Consider the following 16,730-nt stretch of genomic DNA (forward strand, 5'->3'; position numbering starts at 1 on the left):
CGGCGCGCGTGGCCCGGGCTACAGCGCCTCGGGTGTGGGTATCTTCAACCTCGAGGGAGGATCGGTCACCGTCAACGGGACCTCATCCACCGCCATGCGTGTCGGACGCGCTGGCGCTACAGGCACCCTCAACATCTCAGGAGGTACCTGGAACACCGCAGGACAGTTCAACATCGCAGCGGCTCCGGCACAGAGCGGTATGCCATCGACAGGTCGAGTCAACATGTCGGGTACCGGCTTGCTGAGCGTCTCCGCAACCTTTATTAACGATGCCACCGGCTCAAGCGCGGGCGACGCTCTGCTGAGCCTGACCGGATCAAACACTTCGGTGAATGCCGTCAGTTATGTTCAGAATGAAGATGGGGCCTTGCTTTTCACCGCCGACGACATAGGTGTCTCAGCGATTGAGGTGTCAAGCACCACGGACCTCGAAGGGACTCTGGACGTTGACCTCAGCGCATTAACTGGCACCCCCGGCTTGCTGATGTTGATTAACAACACCGGCACCAACCTCGTCTCGGGAGCGTTCGGGAATGCTCCAGAAGGCACCATGTTCGGAGGCTACACGCTGACATACCTGTATGACAGTGGTGACGGCGTGGGTAACGATGTGGCGCTGCTGATCCCCGAACCCTCGACTGCGTTGCTTTCACTGTTAGGCCTTGCCGCCATCAGACGCCGGTGATTCAAATCGTTTGCTCCTGCCACTCCGTGAAACCGCGGAGTGGCATATTTCAGAAACTTAGGGCCCATGATGCGTTTGTCTCCTCTATTCTCGATGACTCCGGCACTTGCTGTGGCTGTAATATCGTTCAGTTCGCTCAATGTGAAGGCAGACACCTATACGCCTTCAACACTCTGGGACAACGGCAATGTCGATGGCAACTGGGATCTTGATTCTGGTTGGACCAGCGGACAGGAGCCGGATGAAACTGACCTGGTTGCGATCAATAACGGGAGAATCGTGACCATTACTCAGCCTGGCGAGGTCGCCGATGTGCTGCGGCTCGCTTCAACCCCGACTTCTCGTGGAACGCTTCGTGTCCTGTCCGGAGACCTGATGTTCAGGCTCGGGCGAGTCGGAGACGAGGGCATTGGCGTCGTTAACCAGCTTGGGGGTAGTGTGACCTCAACCAACCAGCTCTGGATTGGTGCGCGTGGTCCGGGGTATGACGCGGCTGGCCAGGGAACCTACAACCTCACCGGCGGTTCTCTCACCGTTCTGGGTACGTCCAATACAGCTTTCCGTATTGGACGCGCTGGCGGGACGGGTGTGCTCAATCATTCGGGTGGCATCCTTAGCACCGCTGATCAGTTGAATATCGCCGCCATCCCGGCAGCTGATGGTCACCCGTCCCGAGGGAGCTACATCATCTCTGGCAATGCGGTCCTCAACGTGGGTTCCACGCTGCTCAATGACGCGACCGGCGATGACCCGGGTGAAGCACTCTTCGAGATTCGTGGGTCTCAAGTAAGCATCTCGATGCTCTCGTACGGGCATCGTCCGGACGGCACGCTCCGATTTGTCGCGGACGCTTTTGGTGTTTCTCCCATCCACGTCCTGAACGCACCGGTTGGCGTGGAGATCGAAGACGGCCTGCTGGACATCGATCTCACGGCTCTTGCGGGTACACCTCAATCCCTTGTCTTGATTGACAACCAGACGGCGAACCCGATCAAGGGGCAGGGGGGTATTGGCATCGGACGATTTGTCAATGCACCCGAGGGGACATTGTTTGGTGACTATCGATTGACCTACTTTTATGACAGTGGGGATGGCGTGGGCAACGATCTGGCCCTTCTGTACGAAGGCCTTGCGGGCGACTTCGATGGCAACAGTCTCGTGAATGCGGACGACATTGATCTACTTGCTGATGCCATACGCAGCGGCTCGAACGACCTTCAGTTTGATCTGAATAGTGATCTCCAGCTCAGTTCGTTGGATCTGGATTATATGATTCAGGAGATCCTCAACACTCTCCTGGGTGACACCAATCTCGACCAGGCCGTAGACCTCGTCGATCTCTCGATTCTGGCCTCCTCTTTTGGAGGGACGTCCGGCTGGGCTGGCGGGAACTTCAACACCGACACACTCGTCGACCTGATTGACCTGTCAACGCTTGCCGCGAACTTTGGCCAGAGTCCCGCTGTCCCCGAACCGGGCTCGGCTCTGGTGATGCTATGGCTGGCGTTTGGCACAAGGTCTGGCTATCGAACTTTCTCCTCTTAAGGACTCAGAGGAAGCATCGTCATGAAACGGAAACGGACTGGTTTCACACTCATCGAACTTCTGGTGGTCATCTCGATCATCGCTCTGCTGATCGGAATCCTTCTCCCCTCACTCAGCTCTGCGCGCAAGCTCGCCAAGGCGATGAGCGGGCTCAGCAATATCCGCCAGACGTACATCGGCATGGCGGCTTACGCCGCCGACAACAACGGATGGCTGCCCTACCGACCGCCCACCTCAAACTATCTCCCCCACAGGATGAACGTCAGCGGACACTACGATCTCCAGAAGAGCTTCATCGGACCCTATCTCGGCAGTAGCAGGGATCAGTTGATGTTCTGTGTGGGTGACCTCTATGAAGAACGCAATCCGGAGTCGAACGGCTACGACTACAACCTCGTCACGGTTCAGTATCTGAACATGGTCCTGCCTTCAAGCACGCCTTATGTGCAGGCCAATGGCATCTATGACCTGACACGGATTGATAACCCCGGCACCAGCGACAAGCCAGTCTGGGGATGCCTGACCATCGAGATCTCATCAGGCCTGTTCCTCGGACATGACGCACCTTTTAGTCAGGCACCACCAACGGGCAGCAACTTCGTCTTCATGGATGGGTCAGGACGCTGGACGTCATGGGGTGATCACGAGCCTTATCTGATCTCATCGACTATTTACTACCGGCCTAAGACCTCTGATAACTGACGTTGCGATTCCTCGTAAAGTCCACTGCATACCAACGCAAGGAAGCAGCATGTGTATTGCCCTACGCGCTCTCTCCAGGATGCTCTCGCTCTCCTTAATACTGACCTTGTCAGGTCTGGCTCAATATGCTCATGGTCAAGCCACCGAGCTGGACGATCGCGCACAGCTACTGGTTGATGACGTTCTGATTGCCAGCGAGAAGAACACCCGCTACGTCATTCATCAAGCTAGAAAGCTGGCCCAACCGGTTGTCGAAGCCGATCGTCTCTGGGAAAGCAACCGGGTCTATCTATATGGAACGGTGCTTCGAGACCCCGCGACGGGCCGCTTCCGAATGTGGTACTCGGGCGGAGGGCTCGCGTACGCTGAGTCGGCAGATGGCCTGAACTGGGTCAAGCCGGAACTCCTCTATCACCAGCACAATGGGCAGAACACGAATGTGCTGGTGACAGGCTCGAACCTGACTTGCGTGATCTATGACCCTGAGGAACCCGAGCCGGCATTCCGCTACAGGCTGCTGGATAACACCAAGCACCATGATTTCATCGGCTTCCACTCAGCGGACGGGCTTGAGTGGAAGCGCTACCCAAAGACGCCACTCCTGGCCCAGGGCTCGGAGCTAATTGATGCAGTTCGTGATCCATCATCGGGGCAGTTTTTTGCCTACATCAGACCTTATCTCCCTCGGCACCATCCAAAGAACAACACTGAAAAAAGATTGATCGCTGTCACGACCAGCCCTGACTTTCAGACCTGGTCTCCGATGAAAGTCGTGATCGAACCGGATGCCATCGATGACGCATGGACGAGTCGCGAGGGGCAGCGGACCGAGTTCTACGCCATGGCAGGCTTCCCCTACGGTTCGCAGTACCTCGGCATGCTGATGGTCTTCCGGATCACCGAGATCATTGAGAATCAGGCCCCAGGTCAATCGAAGTATGAGGGGCCGATCCATGTGGAGCTTGTCCACAGCCGCGACGGTCTTCACTGGGAGCGATCTACACCCCGCACGCCGATCATCGACAACGGGCCTTACGGATATGACGCCGGCGCCATTATGGATACGGCCAACCTACCCGTCATTGTCGGCGATGAGGTCTGGATGTACTACACGGCTCTGACCACCAGCCACGGCGGAAAACTTCCGGAGAAACGCGCCTCAATCGGTCTGGCTCGCTGGCGCCTGGATGGCTTCGTCTCCCGTGACACCGCTTCAGACGAGGGCGAACTGATCACCAAGCCCCTCATTCTGCCCGAAGGTCAACTGACCCTGAACGTGGCGGCACCAGCTGGCAGCGTTCGAGTCGAGATCCTGGGCCAGAACGGTCGGCCCATCCCGGGGTACACCCTCAACGAGTCCATACCCTTCACCGGTGATAACACTTCGGCTCGAGTCCGCTGGCGAGAGCAGGTCAATGTGCCGATCGATCGCCCGGTTCAGCTTCGTTTTGTCTCGAAGAACGCTTCCCTGTTCAGCTACAGGATCGCGGGTGATCGACCATGAATCAGCGGCTCACGCTATGCCTGTGTTTCGTTGTCGGTATGGCGATTGTAGGCATGCCCGCTCTTGCGCAGACCAATCGCTCGATTGATATTCAGGATCTTCACGATACGCCCATGGGTCTGATCGCCACCCAGGCCGTCTGGCTCAATGACGGCCTCGTGGCTCTGGTCGAATCCAGCGATCAAGCATCGCTCTTCTACTGGCTTCCTGACTCAGCAGAAGCTGACATGCTGGTCCAGATGCGGATGAGCCAACCGGCTATGGTGCGAGCTGAAGGTGGAGCCTTGGTGATCGGCGGCTACGAACAGAAGAAATGGCTTCGTAGTGTGCAATCAGTCGTCCTTGAGGACTCTACGCCAGTCATCACGCTGGCAGGCGATCTGCCTCTAACCCTTGAAAACCCGCTGGCGGTAGCCCTTCGAGATCGGGTCTATGTGGTCGGACTTGATCACGATACCCAGACCTCGAAGCTCATCAGCCTCCGTGTTGAAAACGGAACTGCTATTGATTTTCGTGAGCACGCGTCTCCCCCTCTGGCTTTATCGGGTCAGGCCAAGCTGGTTACACAGGCAGCAGGCGAACGCCAACACCTCTACCTGCTGACGCACGATAAGAATCAGCACTGGCACCTGATGGCCTATGACCCCAACACCGACCAGTGGCTATCACGTGAATCACCAACGATCTCGGGACCATCCAGACTGCTTGTGCCATTCGGGGCTCACAGCCTGATCCTGACGACAAAGAAAGCCATAGGGTCTGGTCAAGCGTATAACACGATTACCAACCGCTGGTCATCGATGAATATCCAGGGACTTGATCAACCACTTATCAGCGTTGATGATTCTCATCGCAGTCTTGTCTGGTTCATGCCAGAGCACCCGGATAACACCGGGCGCATCACCGAGATCCGCCCAGCCAATCTGCCATCAAACTTCGGCTGGCTTGATTACACGACCCTCGCTCTCTACCTACTTGCTCTGGTCGGGCTGGGAGCCTACTTCAGCCGACGCGAGAACTCGACTGAGCAATACTTCCTGGCTGGCAGGAACATCCCGTGGTGGGCCGCGGCGCTGAGTCTCATGGCGACCCAAGTCAGCTCGATCGGCTTCATCGCAGTCCCTGCCAAGACCTTCGCAACCGACTGGATCTACTTTGCAGGCATCCTCAGCTGGTTTGTGGTCGTGCCCGTGGTCACCCGCGTCCATATCCCCTTCTTCAGAAGGCTTAAGGTCACCAGCGCCTACGAGTACCTCGAAGCTCGCTTCGATGTCAACATCCGACTGTTTGCTGCCCTGACCTTCAGTCTGCTCCAACTCGGAAGGATGGCGGTCGTCCTCTATCTACCCGCGCTTGTGCTATCCGTGGTGACCGGTATCCCCATCATCACCTGCATCCTGATCATGGGTGTTCTCGCCACTGCCTACACCGTCGCGGGAGGGATGGAGGCCGTCATCTGGACCGATGTGCTCCAAGCCGGTCTGCTCCTGCTCGGCGCAGTCCTCTGTGTCGTCGTCGCGATCGCCGGCATCGAGGGCGGGCTTACTGAAGCCGTCTCCCTGGCCAACGCAGACGACAAACTCCGGCTGGTCAACACCGACAGCAGCTTCATGGTCAGTGCCCTATGGGTCATCCTTCTGGGAAGTATCTTCTCTCGTTTCTCAAACATCTCGGCTGATCAGTCCGTGATCCAGCGCTATCTCACCACAACCGATGAGAAACAGGCAGGCCGGGCACTCTGGGGAGATGTCGCCGTCTCGATCCCCTGGGCGATCATCGCTTTTGGCATGGGTACGGCCATCTTCGTTTTCTATCAGGCCAATCCGGATCATCTCGCCCCGGGTCTCAGAGCTGATGCCGTCGTCCCTTTCTTTATTTCGCAGCAACTACCAACAGGCCTTAGTGGCTTAATCATTGCTGGTATCTTCGCTGCGGCCATGTCCAGTCTCGACAGCGCGATTCACAGCGTGTCCACGGTGCTGACCACAGACGTCTACCAAAGAGTCCGGCCCGAAGGCTCCGATCGCGTGCGACTCCGACTCGCGCGTGGGCTTACCATCCTTCTCGGAGCTTTCGGGACGGGTATCGCCCTTCTGATGACAACAGCAGAGATCCTGTCGATCTGGGATCTCTTTATCGAAGTAATCGGCCTATTCGTCGGCATGCTGGCTGGCTTATTTGTACTCGGTATGTTCACCACCCGCAGCAATGGTACCGGTGCGCTGCTCGGGGCCATTCTCGGAGCGGCCAGCCTCTACCTGGTGAAACAGCACACCGCGATGCACTTCTATCTCTTCCCCGTGGTCGGCATCGTTGTCTGCGTTGCCTCCGGCTATCTGCTCAGCTTGATCCTGCCCGGTCGTTCGACGACGCAGGACCTCACCATCCACACGATGCCCAAGGATCTCACGCAGAGTGCATCCCAATCCTGAGGAACTGGCAACATGTCTGACTCATCCGGAAACCTGCCAATAGCGAGCATAATCAAGCTGACCGCGGCTCTCGCTCTCCTCGCTGGCGCCGTCATGCTCCTGATGTGGGGTGGCGGGGAACCTGAACTCGACATCCGCCAAGCCTACTACTTTGACCCGCAGACAAGCCAGGTTTTCGTCGGTCCCGCTTCAGGTATCGCGCCAATCCCCGCACCTTCTGATCCCGCGGGTGTCTTAGAGCCCACCGGAGTACGCGCTTTCATCTTCTGTTGCGGGCCCTGTAATGCGTCTTATGACAACATGACTCCCGAGCAGATCAAGGAAGCAGGTGCCATCATCGGCTGGCTTGAACGGTACACACCTGAAGGTCGTGAGATCCTGATGCGCAGGAATGATCAGCGGCCCGATACTGATTTTGAGACAGGCATCAGCAACAAGCTAGTTCGGGCAGTCGATAGTGATCGCTGGTATCCCGCTGAATCACCCGCTGCCAACCGCATACGATACGCTACGCGACAGCACTGTGAGGATGGATCCCCGAACCTCTGTACACCCTGAAAATCACTGCAACGGAGCACTTCGTGTATCTGCGCGAGGGGCCAGCGGTGTGTGGTAATCCTCCCACAGAATCAGCAGAACCCGGGGTGAATCCTTGACCATTGAGTTGGCAGTTGTGGCTTCCCCCTAGCGGCCTGTCAAGTAAATCGAATTACTGGCTCCAGCTTCACCACCTTCGGTTCAGCGAATAGGCTTCGTATCTGACGTTCCCAGCAGGGTTGCTTCCATGGGTAGGTGCTGACCTAGACCTGTGGCTGTGACAGGAGTGAGGAGGGCAGGCTAAACCTCAGCGGATTTGATCGGTTAGCCCCGCACGATGGTCCGTGCGGAACGGGGACGCTGGTAACCCCTCCTGATTGATCAGATTCGCGCGATCAGGGTTATCTGCCCACGCATAACGTATGGCGTCGATCTCAAACCCCTCCGGCGATCGCAAGACTACGCGGTCCTGCTGAATTTCAGCCTCTGCCCAAACAAAGCCTCCGTCTGCGGGTGCGACCGCGAAACCCCTTAACGGCTCATCGTCGCGCGTGGTGAGTCCGGACCCAACACTGCCGAACGTGATGACGGCTTGACTCCCCATTACCTGCACATCCTTAACCAGTGGACCATTGGGCACGACCTTGAGTCCATAGACGTCGTGCAGTACTGAGAGGGCGAGCCGGTAACCAACAGTCTTCTTGTCACGCGGGTGAATATCGTCCTCCTCGCCAACATCGATTGTGACAGCAAGACCTGTATTCATTACCTGCTGAAATGTCAGTAGCTGACTTTCACGCAGCTCAGACCAGGCACTGGGTTCTGACGCGTCAGTCTGAGCGGGGCCGTACCCGGGCAACTGAACAATCAGGAATGGGAAATCGCCCTGTCCCCAGTGGGAGCGCCAATCGTTGATGAGCTGCGTCAACTGCCAGCGATACTGGTAGGCACGTCCGCGGTTCGTCTCGCCCTGATACCAGGCAACGCCTCGGATACCGAAAGGCATCAAGGGTTCAATCATGCCGTAGAACAGGCCCGATGGGCGATGTGGATGATCCGGACGCCCGAACGACGGCTTCCTGGGTTTCTCAGATACTGTGTTTGGATCAGCCGCCCGCGCCGCCTCCCACTCAGCGATCGAACGCTCCCAATCGGCGACTTGTTGATCGAATGTCGCCGTAGCCATATCCCATCGCTCTACGATCGGCCGCGTTTCATTATTCGATAGTATGACCTCACGTGTGGTCCAGGCCTCGGCAGGCGTACCGCCCCAGGCCGACAGGATGATCCCAACCGGTACATCAAGCCCCGTACGCAACTTGGTGGCAAAGAAGTACGCGACCGCACTAAACTCACGCACCGTCTCTGGCTGGCCCGGCTGCCACGCACCCTCAACAGAAAAGACCGGCGAGAAGGACTGTTGGCGTTCAACATGGAACAGCCTCAGATGTGGATCTCCGGGCTTTTGAATCTCGGTTGCTCCTCCTTGTGCCTTCTCAAGCCGGAACTCCATGTTCGACTGTCCGGAGCACAGCCATACCTCCCCGACAAGAATATCCCGCAGCTCGATCTTGTTACGCCCCACAATGCGCATGGCGAGAGGGTTGCCGATCGCCGTAGTCGCTGGCAGAGGATCCAGATGGATCATCCATTGCCCATCATCATCCGCGACGGCTACGTGCGTCTGATCTGTGACGCTGACGGTGACGCGCTCACCCGGGTCAGCCTCACCCCAGATCGGCAGCGGACGATCCCGCTGCAACACCATGTGATCACTGATGATCGCTGGCAGCCGTACGTCGGCGTGCAGAGGGTTCAACGCGTGAATCAGGAAGAGCAGGGGTATGAAGCATCGGGTCATCAGGTCCATCCTTTGAGAAAGTATGGCCCTATGCCCTGCTCAACAACTCAGTCGTGATCCTGGTCATCAGGCAGGGCGTCGGACTCATGCATCAACCGCGACGCTGCGTCGAAGACAAAAACGAGGTTAAACGATGATATGCACAGTTTATCGTCTAGCGGTTGGAACTGACCTCTCCCCCTCCCACCCCCCGCGCCCGCCCCGGTGTTGTTGTACGTCGTTCCTGCGTTAGCTGGTCTGGGTTGGGGCCTGCTGGTCGGGACTGAGATGCTCTGGTTTCTGATCTTGCGAGATCGACCGGCTTGTTTGTGTGAGGGTTGTGCGCATGGTGGGTTTTGGGGTGGGCGGGGATGAATCCGGGTTGCGGAGGGGTGTGCGGGGCTGTGTTTTGGGTCAGGGATGGGGTTGGGGTGGGGGTTTGAGAGTTTGGATGGTTGTGGGTTGTGCGCACGGGGGTTTTGGGGGGCTTGTTTCTGGCGTTCTTCGTGGTGGTTCGGGGGTGGGGTCGTCGATCAAAGGTGACCGATGGGGCCCGGAATGCGGGTGTTTGTGCGCACGGGTGGGAGGGGCGGGTGGGTTGATGGTGTTGGGTGTCGCGGCAGTTCAGGCACGGCAAGAGGCCTGAGCGGCGTGGCAGCATGTCTTGCGGCGGTGTGCCGGGCTGGGCAATAAGATGCGTCAAGAGGCCGCCTAGGGATCATCACCTGCCGAACCGATGGGATACACGGAGGGGGTGATTTAGAGCCAGCGATCAAGATTGAGCGAAAGAATTTCCGTGGTGATCCGCGATTGCTCTATCCAGTCATCTTGGTGCGATATAAAATCGCCTTCGCGGCCTGAGATGGCCGCAGGCGGAGCACAACAATCTGTTGGACCCCCGCTACACCCCAAAAGAGCGTGCCGAGATCCTCCAACTGATGCGCCTGCGCTGCTGGTCTGCCAAGCAGACAGCGGCGCGGTTCGTGGTCCAAACCAACACGATCCGTAACTGGAGAAGGGCGGTCAGAGAGAAGCATCGCGCTCAGGATGTTGTTGGTGCACCGCCCTGGAACAAGCTGCACGCAGGGGTGCGCTGGCTGGTCGATGAGATCAGATCTCTCTGTCCAGAACGCGAGTTCGGGACCCGAACCATTGCTCGGCACATCATGAAGGCCGGGGTTCAGATCAGCAGGGCCTCAGTTCTGCGGATTCTTGAGGAAGAGCGACGGCCTCATCCACCAGCTTGTACGTCCTCAAATGAGTCAGATCGAACTGCGCCCGAGCACTTCCAGCCACCGGGGCCGGATCATATCTGGCACATGGATCTAACCGTTCTGAAGGTGCTGTGGCTGCGACTTGAGGTTGCGGGCATCATGGACGGGTTCAGTCGGAAGATCCTGACCCTAAGAGTCTCCAACTCAACTCCGAACACGAATCAGCTGTTGGCTCTAATCGACGAAGTATCGGGGCAAGCGGGCTTGCTCCGATACTTCGTCACCGACCGAGGGGGACAGTTCCAGAGGCGGTTCAGGAATGAACTCAAGAACCGGGGCATTGAGCACGCCCGCGGCAGGGCTCGGACCTGGCAGTTCAATGCCAAGATCGAGAGGCTGTTCTGGAGCCTGAAGAGCTGGTGGCGTGTATCTCTGATTGTGCCGAGGGTCGAGGCGATCCAGGCGCGCCTCGATGCCTACGTCACCTGGCACAACCGCTTTCGGCCACATGCAGCGCTAGGTATCAGGACGCCTGTCGAAGCCTTCATGGGATCATCAGTTGCCGAACCGCTTCGCTACGCGGAAGCGGGCGAGATCGAACCCGTGATCAGGGTCGAAAGACGAAACGTCCGCGGTGACCCCAGATTGCTCTTCCCAGACATCCGAGTGCGACCTAAACTGGATTTCGTGGCTTGAAATGGCTGCAGGGCGGAGCACAACAATCTCCTGGACCCCCGTTACCGCACAAGAAACGGCTAACGCCCACTCGCCCTACGCTTCCGCTCAGCCGGATGCCACCGCTCCTCAGCGTCAGCAAGCGACCGCCTCGGATCAACAATCGGCCGCGGACGATCAAGGCCCCGCAGCCACAGCCGCGAGTACTCCCCGCCCGGGTCGTAGCGCTGAGCCTGCCCGATGACGTCAAAACCACGGAAACCACGGGGGTCAGCCCCGACGCCCGCCGCATAGGCCCAGTTGCCCCAGTTCGCCGCCGGGCAGTAGTCAACAAGCCGCGACTCAAACCAGCGTGCGCCCCACCGCCAGTCGATCCCGAGGTTCTTGGCCAGAAAACTCGCAACGTTCTGCCTCCCCCGATTGCTCATGAACCCGGTGCTAGCCAGCTCGATCATGTTCGCATCGACAAAATCAACACCCGTCCGACCTCGGCACCAGGCGTCGAAGGTTTCCCTGTTCCTACCCCAGTCAAGCTCGCGGCCCTGCGGCCCGTCGGCGTGAAACAGCAACCGGCCATGCTTTAGGAGGTAGAGGCGAAAGTACTCCCGCCAGTGAAGCTCAAACCTCAGCCAGTACGTCGAGTCGTTGGCGACCCGCTGGTCCTCATAAACCAGAGTCTGTTCTGCGACACGCCGCGACGAGATGCAGCCCAGAGCCAGCCAAGGCGACAGCTTCGAGGAGTAGTCCGCGCCGAGTAACCCGTTGCGCGTCTCCTTGTACGACCGCAGGCAATCCCGATCGAACACCCACGACCGCAGCCGCTCGAACGCCGCCGGCTCACCGCCCCGGAACACCATGACCACACGATCATCATCCCCAGGCTCCTCCACACCAAGCTCTGTCAGACTCGGCAACGCTCCCGGCTCCAACTCGTGAGACAGGGTCTCGAGACGACTCGGGGCTTCCACCGGATGGCCGAGCTGCATTCTCTTCTCAACCTGCCGTCGCCAGTTACTGAACACCTCTGGCAGGTCACGCGCGTGCTCGAAGACATCGTCAAGTTCGTAAAGGCACTCTGGGTCAAGAATATTCTGATCACATTCTGGATGCTGCACATTCAGCCTTTTGAGCAGCGCTCTCTCGATCGCACGCTCTTCCGTGCCGGGTTCGCGGACCAAGCGGACCCGCGTAACACCGAGCCCGGCGACCAGGTCTGGCAGGACAACTTCCGGTTCGCCCATTCGGATCATCAGCTCGCTGCCAAGCCGACGAAGCGACGCACGCAGCGCATCAACAGACTCCAGGATGAACCGCAGCCGTCGACCGCAGCACCGCGGGAAACCCAACGGGTCCTCAGCAAGAAGCTCTCTGGGATCAAGAATCCAAACACCAGCGACAGGGCCGGTCATCCCCGCGAGCAGCGGCTGATCATCCACGCGCAGCTGCCGCCTAAACCAGACCAGTGTACGCGTTGGCTCGTGCCCGCCAGCCATCACCAGTGCCACGTCCCGGGTGAGCCCTTGAACGGGCCCACAACCCTGCCGGTCACCCAGCCGCCATAAAAGTTGCCGGTCTGCGGCTCGACGCGTTCATCCCCGACGTAGCAGGCGTCCATCGGCTCTGCATAGAACGAAACGTAGTCACGGATCGCCGTGAATGACCCCGTCGGACTTGGATACGACCAGGCCGCCGCCTCGGCGACCCGAGCGCCCACCACAACATTGAAGTAACGCGCACGCCCCTTCCACTCGCAGACGGAACTCTTTCTGATCACCTCCAGCACGCCCTCCGCGACATCCGCCGGCGGGATGTAATAGGTCGGCGGGTGACTCGTCTCCAAAACCCGGTAGCCGCCCGTCGATTCCGCGATCACCCGACCCGCCAGCACGACACGCAGGCGATCGGTCACCGGTTCGAGGCGCGGCGGGCGAGGATAATCCCACACAGACTCCTGCCCCGGTCCAGGCTTGATCGGCGTGATGCTCATGCTGATGCCCATCGCGACCCAGCTGCATGGCTGATCTCTAGCGGGTCTCTTTCGCTGGATTGTAGGTCGGTTCAGCGGGGCAGACCCGCCTCGGCTGCCAAACTGTCGAACCACGGGGCCACCCGGCCGCCGTGCTCTACGATGTCGACGTGAGAACCCGCGTCCTCGAGCCCGAGCGGATGGATGACCCGGCACTGCCGGCGGCCGAACATCACCACGCACTCGCCGGCCTCCGCCGCATCAACGCGATCTGCATGACCCACCGGCGACTACTCGGCTTGGTCAGGAGTCTGACACGCAGCAGACCGGGCGACAGCATCCGTGTGCTCGACCTGGCCTGCGGGTCCGGCGATGCCGTGCGCTACATGGCTGGGCACGCCGCAGCAACGGGGCTGAGCTGGCACATCACCGGGCTCGACCGCAGCGCCGTCGTCGTAGACGAAGCCCGAAGACTCACCCCCGCATCACTTAGAGATCACGTGAGCTTCTCCGTAGGTGATGCACTCGATGATCTCGATGCTCATGCGGCGGACATCGTGACCTGCAGCCTGTTCCTGCATCACCTGACCGACGAGGATGTGGTGCGACTCTTCCGGGGGGTTTATAAGAAGGCACGCATCGGCTTCGCGGCCCAGGATCTGGTACGAAGCAGAACGGGGTACTGGCTGGCCAGAGCGGGCACAAGGCTTCTGAGCCGGTCTCACGTGGTTCTTCACGACGGCCCGCAGTCCGTACGCGCCGCCTGGACAGTTGAGGAGATGCGGACCCTGCTCGAGACCTCCGGGATGGGCCGTGAACACACGGCTATTATGAGAATCTTCCCCGAGCGCATGCTGATCAGGTGGGCGCGTCATGACTGACACTTACGATGTTGTGGTCGCGGGGGCCGGGCCGGCGGGATCGCTGGCCGCTCTCCTCCTCGCGCGAGCAGGGATGTCCGTCCTGCTGGCAGAGAAATCAGCCTGGCCGAGAGATAAGGTCTGCGGCGGGTGTCTTAACGCGCGCGGCGTCGATCTGCTCCAGAGCGAAAGCCTGGATCTGCCCAGCCTCAAGAACCAGCAGTCGTACGACTCGATGCGTCTCGTAGGCTTCGGCAGCGTTGTCGATCTCCCCCTGACACAAGGCCGGATCATCGATCGGCGGGTGTTTGATGCTGAGCTGGTCGACGCCTCGATCCGGGAGGGCGTCCACTTCTTGCCCGAGCACCGGGTTGCTCTGTTCGATGGCGACAACAGGGACGACGGGCTTCGGATCATGCTCAAGGCTGGCGCGAACACGCGTGTTGTGAGCACTGGTTACATGATCGACGCCACCGGGGTCGGTCAACAGACGACTCCAACCAGCTGGGTCCAGGACCGGCGGTGTCTCGTGGGTGTTTCGGCCACCGTGCTCAGGTCCGACTGGCCCGCCGAAGTACCCGCGCCAGGACAGATGGTCATGGCGGTCCGACCCGAGGGCTATGTCGGCGTGGTTTTGCTGGGCGATGATCGTGTCCATGCGGCCGCGGCGATCCGCCCGTCGGTCATTCAGCGGCGGCGCTCCGGGGTCGCCGCCGTGGTGGCGGACATGCTGATGGCGTCACCGACCCAAGCCGACAGCGATTCCCTGACCAGGATGATCTGGAAAGGCACGGGCTTGCTCAACCGGCACGCGTCGCCAGCCGCATCGCATCGCTGGTTTCGTGTCGGGGATGCCGCGGGCTACCGTGAACCGTTTACCGGCGAGGGAATCACGCGTGCGCTCGAGAGCGCCAGGCATCTGGCGCAGCTGCTGCTCTCCGAGAAGGACACACCGGCCCAAGAGCAGATCTGGAACCGCTGGTGTTTTCATCGTTATCAGCGGCAGTGGCCCTGCCGTCTGGTCTCGGACCTGATCGCCAATCCCATCGCCGCGCGTGTCAGCCTGGCGTTGCTCTCGCGGTTACCGGTGCTGGCACAGCCAATCTTACGATCCATTCAAGCCGATGTACCAAGAGGTGTCTCATGACCATCATTCACGACAGCGGGCGTCGCGCCGTTGATCCCACGCGGGCTCACGCCAAAGAACAGACACCAAAGGATCGGGGCACCAGGGTTCTCGGTTTGGGTACGGCTCTACCCGCGCATCGGCTCTCTCGCGAGATGGCGCTGCGCTTCGCACTCGACCGTCTTCCCGACCGGCAAGCTGACCTGAGCTGGATTGCGCGCCGATACGACCGGAGCGGGGTCGATGCCCGCTTCACGTGTCTATCGCCCGAGGCTGCTGCGGCATCTGAGTTTGATCTGCCCTCGATCGAGGAGTTCTTCCAGAGGGCATCAAGCCCCGCTGACAAAGGGCCGAGCACCGCAGAGCGTATGGCGCTCTACGAACGCTGCGCGCCACCTCTGATTGAGCGGGCAGTCTCCAGCGCTATTGCCTCAGCGGGTCTGGATGCTCACGAGATCACGCATCTGATCACCACGACCTGCACCGGCTTCTTCTCGCCCGGGCTTGATCATCTCCTGATCGATCGGCTCGGTCTGCACGAATCGGTGCAGCGAGTTCAGGTCGGCTTTATGGGTTGTCACGCGGCGATCAACGGACTTGGCGTCGCCGAGGCCCTTGCCAGCAGGGAAGCCGGCGCCCGTGTGGTGCTCGCCTGTGTTGAGCTGTGCTCACTGCACTTCCAGTACGACGCGTGTCGCGAGCAGGTGGTGGCCAACGCGCTGTTCGGCGATGGAGCCGCCGCCGCCGTGGTCGGGCAGCCCGGAGAACAACGAGTCGGGACGGCATCTGATCACGTCAGTATCCGGATTTTGGGTCGCTGGAGTCATGTCCTGCCGGGAACCCGTGAAGCGATGTCCTGGCGGGTGACCGACCACGGGTTCAGGATGACGCTCAAGCCCGAGGTGCCCGGGCTCCTCCAGGGCTGCCTCCATGAAGGCCTTCTGGATCGTTGGTTGGCTGTCCATGGGCTGAACCGCAAGGAGGTCTCGGGCTGGGCGGTTCATCCGGGTGGACCCAGAGTTCTGGATGCTGTTGAAGGCGCGCTATCACTGCCATCCGAGGCGTTGTCCGTCAGCCGCGAGATCCTCTTATCCCACGGCAACATGAGTTCACCCACCATCCTCTTCATCCTCCGGGCCCTCATGGCGTCGGGCGTTCGAGGTCATACCGTGCTGATGGCCTTCGGGCCGGGCCTGACCCTTGAGCTGGCCCTGGTGCACATCGAGGGCTAGCTCGAGTCCGCCACCAACCACGGCGCAAGGAGGAGTCACGGGTTCCGCCATGTCAGGCTGCGCGCATTCATCTCAAGGACCAGCGGTTCACCTTCGGCCAGCATGCGCTCGCCGTACGCGACCGCCCTCTCGAGTTGCTGCTGATTCAGCTGCTTGTAGGCACGCAGCCTCCGATCCAGGTGCTCGTACCAGCAAGCCTCGAAGAGATGATCGAGGATGATCCGCATGAAGCAATGGTCGTACCGGACAGCCCAGTTGCCCTCACGGGCCGCCGCCGGCAGCCGCTGGCGTGTGATCTCGAGGTACCGGTCCTGCAGGTCGTACCGGTCTGCCTGATGTCCTTTAGCGTCTGCGTCCATGCGGCTTGACCTGTTTGACCATGAAGGACGCCAGTGAGTGTCCTGGTCTATGA

14 protein-coding genes are annotated in these 16,730 nt (G+C 59.7%); 10 read left to right on the forward strand and 4 right to left on the reverse strand.

Annotated elements, in window-relative coordinates:
• From RIG82_09910 to RIG82_09935, 6 genes are all read left to right on the forward strand, one after another.
• Positions 1 to 685: hypothetical protein (locus RIG82_09910; GenBank protein ID MEQ9461253.1), on the forward strand; the 685-nt coding region annotated here is incomplete at its 5' end.
• 141 nt (positions 686 to 826) lie between these two features.
• Entirely contained in the window at positions 827 to 2,230 is a 1,404-nt protein-coding gene (locus RIG82_09915; protein MEQ9461254.1) for a hypothetical protein, read from the forward strand.
• A gap of 21 nt (positions 2,231 to 2,251) precedes the next feature.
• Entirely contained in the window at positions 2,252 to 2,932 is a 681-nt protein-coding gene (locus RIG82_09920) for a prepilin-type N-terminal cleavage/methylation domain-containing protein (protein MEQ9461255.1), read from the forward strand.
• Between the two features lie 49 nt (positions 2,933 to 2,981).
• The gene (locus RIG82_09925) at positions 2,982 to 4,436 is read left to right on the forward strand and encodes a hypothetical protein (protein MEQ9461256.1); all 1,455 of its coding nucleotides are present in this window, start codon (positions 2,982 to 2,984) and stop codon (positions 4,434 to 4,436) included.
• Entirely contained in the window at positions 4,433 to 6,868 is a 2,436-nt protein-coding gene (locus RIG82_09930) for a sodium:solute symporter (protein MEQ9461257.1), read from the forward strand. Before RIG82_09925 ends, RIG82_09930 begins: the two co-directional genes overlap by 4 nt.
• A gap of 12 nt (positions 6,869 to 6,880) precedes the next feature.
• Positions 6,881 to 7,426 carry a hypothetical protein gene (locus tag RIG82_09935; GenBank protein MEQ9461258.1) on the forward strand — a complete coding sequence of 182 codons (546 nt, stop codon included), beginning with the start codon at positions 6,881 to 6,883 and terminating at the stop codon, positions 7,424 to 7,426.
• Between the two features lie 286 nt (positions 7,427 to 7,712).
• Here the strand turns inward: RIG82_09935 and RIG82_09940 are convergent, their stop codons facing one another.
• On the reverse strand, positions 7,713 to 9,275 hold the full coding sequence (locus RIG82_09940) for a sialate O-acetylesterase (protein ID MEQ9461259.1): 1,563 nt from the start codon (positions 9,273 to 9,275) through the stop codon (positions 7,713 to 7,715).
• 1,136 nt (positions 9,276 to 10,411) lie between these two features.
• Between RIG82_09940 and RIG82_09945 the strand changes: the two genes are divergently transcribed.
• Positions 10,412 to 11,155 carry a DDE-type integrase/transposase/recombinase gene (locus tag RIG82_09945; protein MEQ9461260.1) on the forward strand — a complete coding sequence of 248 codons (744 nt, stop codon included), beginning with the start codon at positions 10,412 to 10,414 and terminating at the stop codon, positions 11,153 to 11,155.
• 59 nt (positions 11,156 to 11,214) lie between these two features.
• On the opposite strand, the gene RIG82_09950 is transcribed toward RIG82_09945, so the two are convergent.
• Both RIG82_09950 and RIG82_09955 read right to left on the reverse strand, forming a co-directional pair.
• Complete coding sequence (locus RIG82_09950; protein MEQ9461261.1) at positions 11,215 to 12,627, reverse strand: DASH family cryptochrome; 1,413 nt, start codon at positions 12,625 to 12,627, stop codon at positions 11,215 to 11,217.
• Complete coding sequence (locus tag RIG82_09955) at positions 12,627 to 13,121, reverse strand: DUF427 domain-containing protein (GenBank protein ID MEQ9461262.1); 495 nt, start codon at positions 13,119 to 13,121, stop codon at positions 12,627 to 12,629. Before RIG82_09955 ends, RIG82_09950 begins: the two co-directional genes overlap by 1 nt.
• A gap of 149 nt (positions 13,122 to 13,270) precedes the next feature.
• Here RIG82_09955 and RIG82_09960 point away from each other — a divergent pair, with 149 nt between their 5' ends.
• The 3 genes from RIG82_09960 to RIG82_09970 are packed head-to-tail and all read left to right on the forward strand — an operon-like array spanning position 13,271 to position 16,318.
• A complete protein-coding gene (locus tag RIG82_09960) occupies positions 13,271 to 13,981 on the forward strand; it encodes a methyltransferase domain-containing protein (GenBank protein ID MEQ9461263.1) in 711 nt (236 codons plus the stop codon).
• The gene (locus RIG82_09965; protein ID MEQ9461264.1) at positions 13,974 to 15,107 is read left to right on the forward strand and encodes an NAD(P)/FAD-dependent oxidoreductase; all 1,134 of its coding nucleotides are present in this window, start codon (positions 13,974 to 13,976) and stop codon (positions 15,105 to 15,107) included. Before RIG82_09960 ends, RIG82_09965 begins: the two co-directional genes overlap by 8 nt.
• Complete coding sequence (locus RIG82_09970) at positions 15,104 to 16,318, forward strand: type III polyketide synthase (protein ID MEQ9461265.1); 1,215 nt, start codon at positions 15,104 to 15,106, stop codon at positions 16,316 to 16,318. Before RIG82_09965 ends, RIG82_09970 begins: the two co-directional genes overlap by 4 nt.
• A 35-nt stretch (positions 16,319 to 16,353) precedes the next feature.
• Here RIG82_09970 and RIG82_09975 read toward each other — a convergent pair whose 3' ends face one another.
• On the reverse strand, positions 16,354 to 16,677 hold the full coding sequence (locus RIG82_09975) for a hypothetical protein (protein MEQ9461266.1): 324 nt from the start codon (positions 16,675 to 16,677) through the stop codon (positions 16,354 to 16,356).
• Positions 16,678 to 16,730: the final 53 nt, after the last annotated feature.

The organism is Phycisphaeraceae bacterium (assembly GCA_040222855.1).
Lineage (GTDB): Bacteria > Planctomycetota > Phycisphaerae > Phycisphaerales > Phycisphaeraceae > Mucisphaera.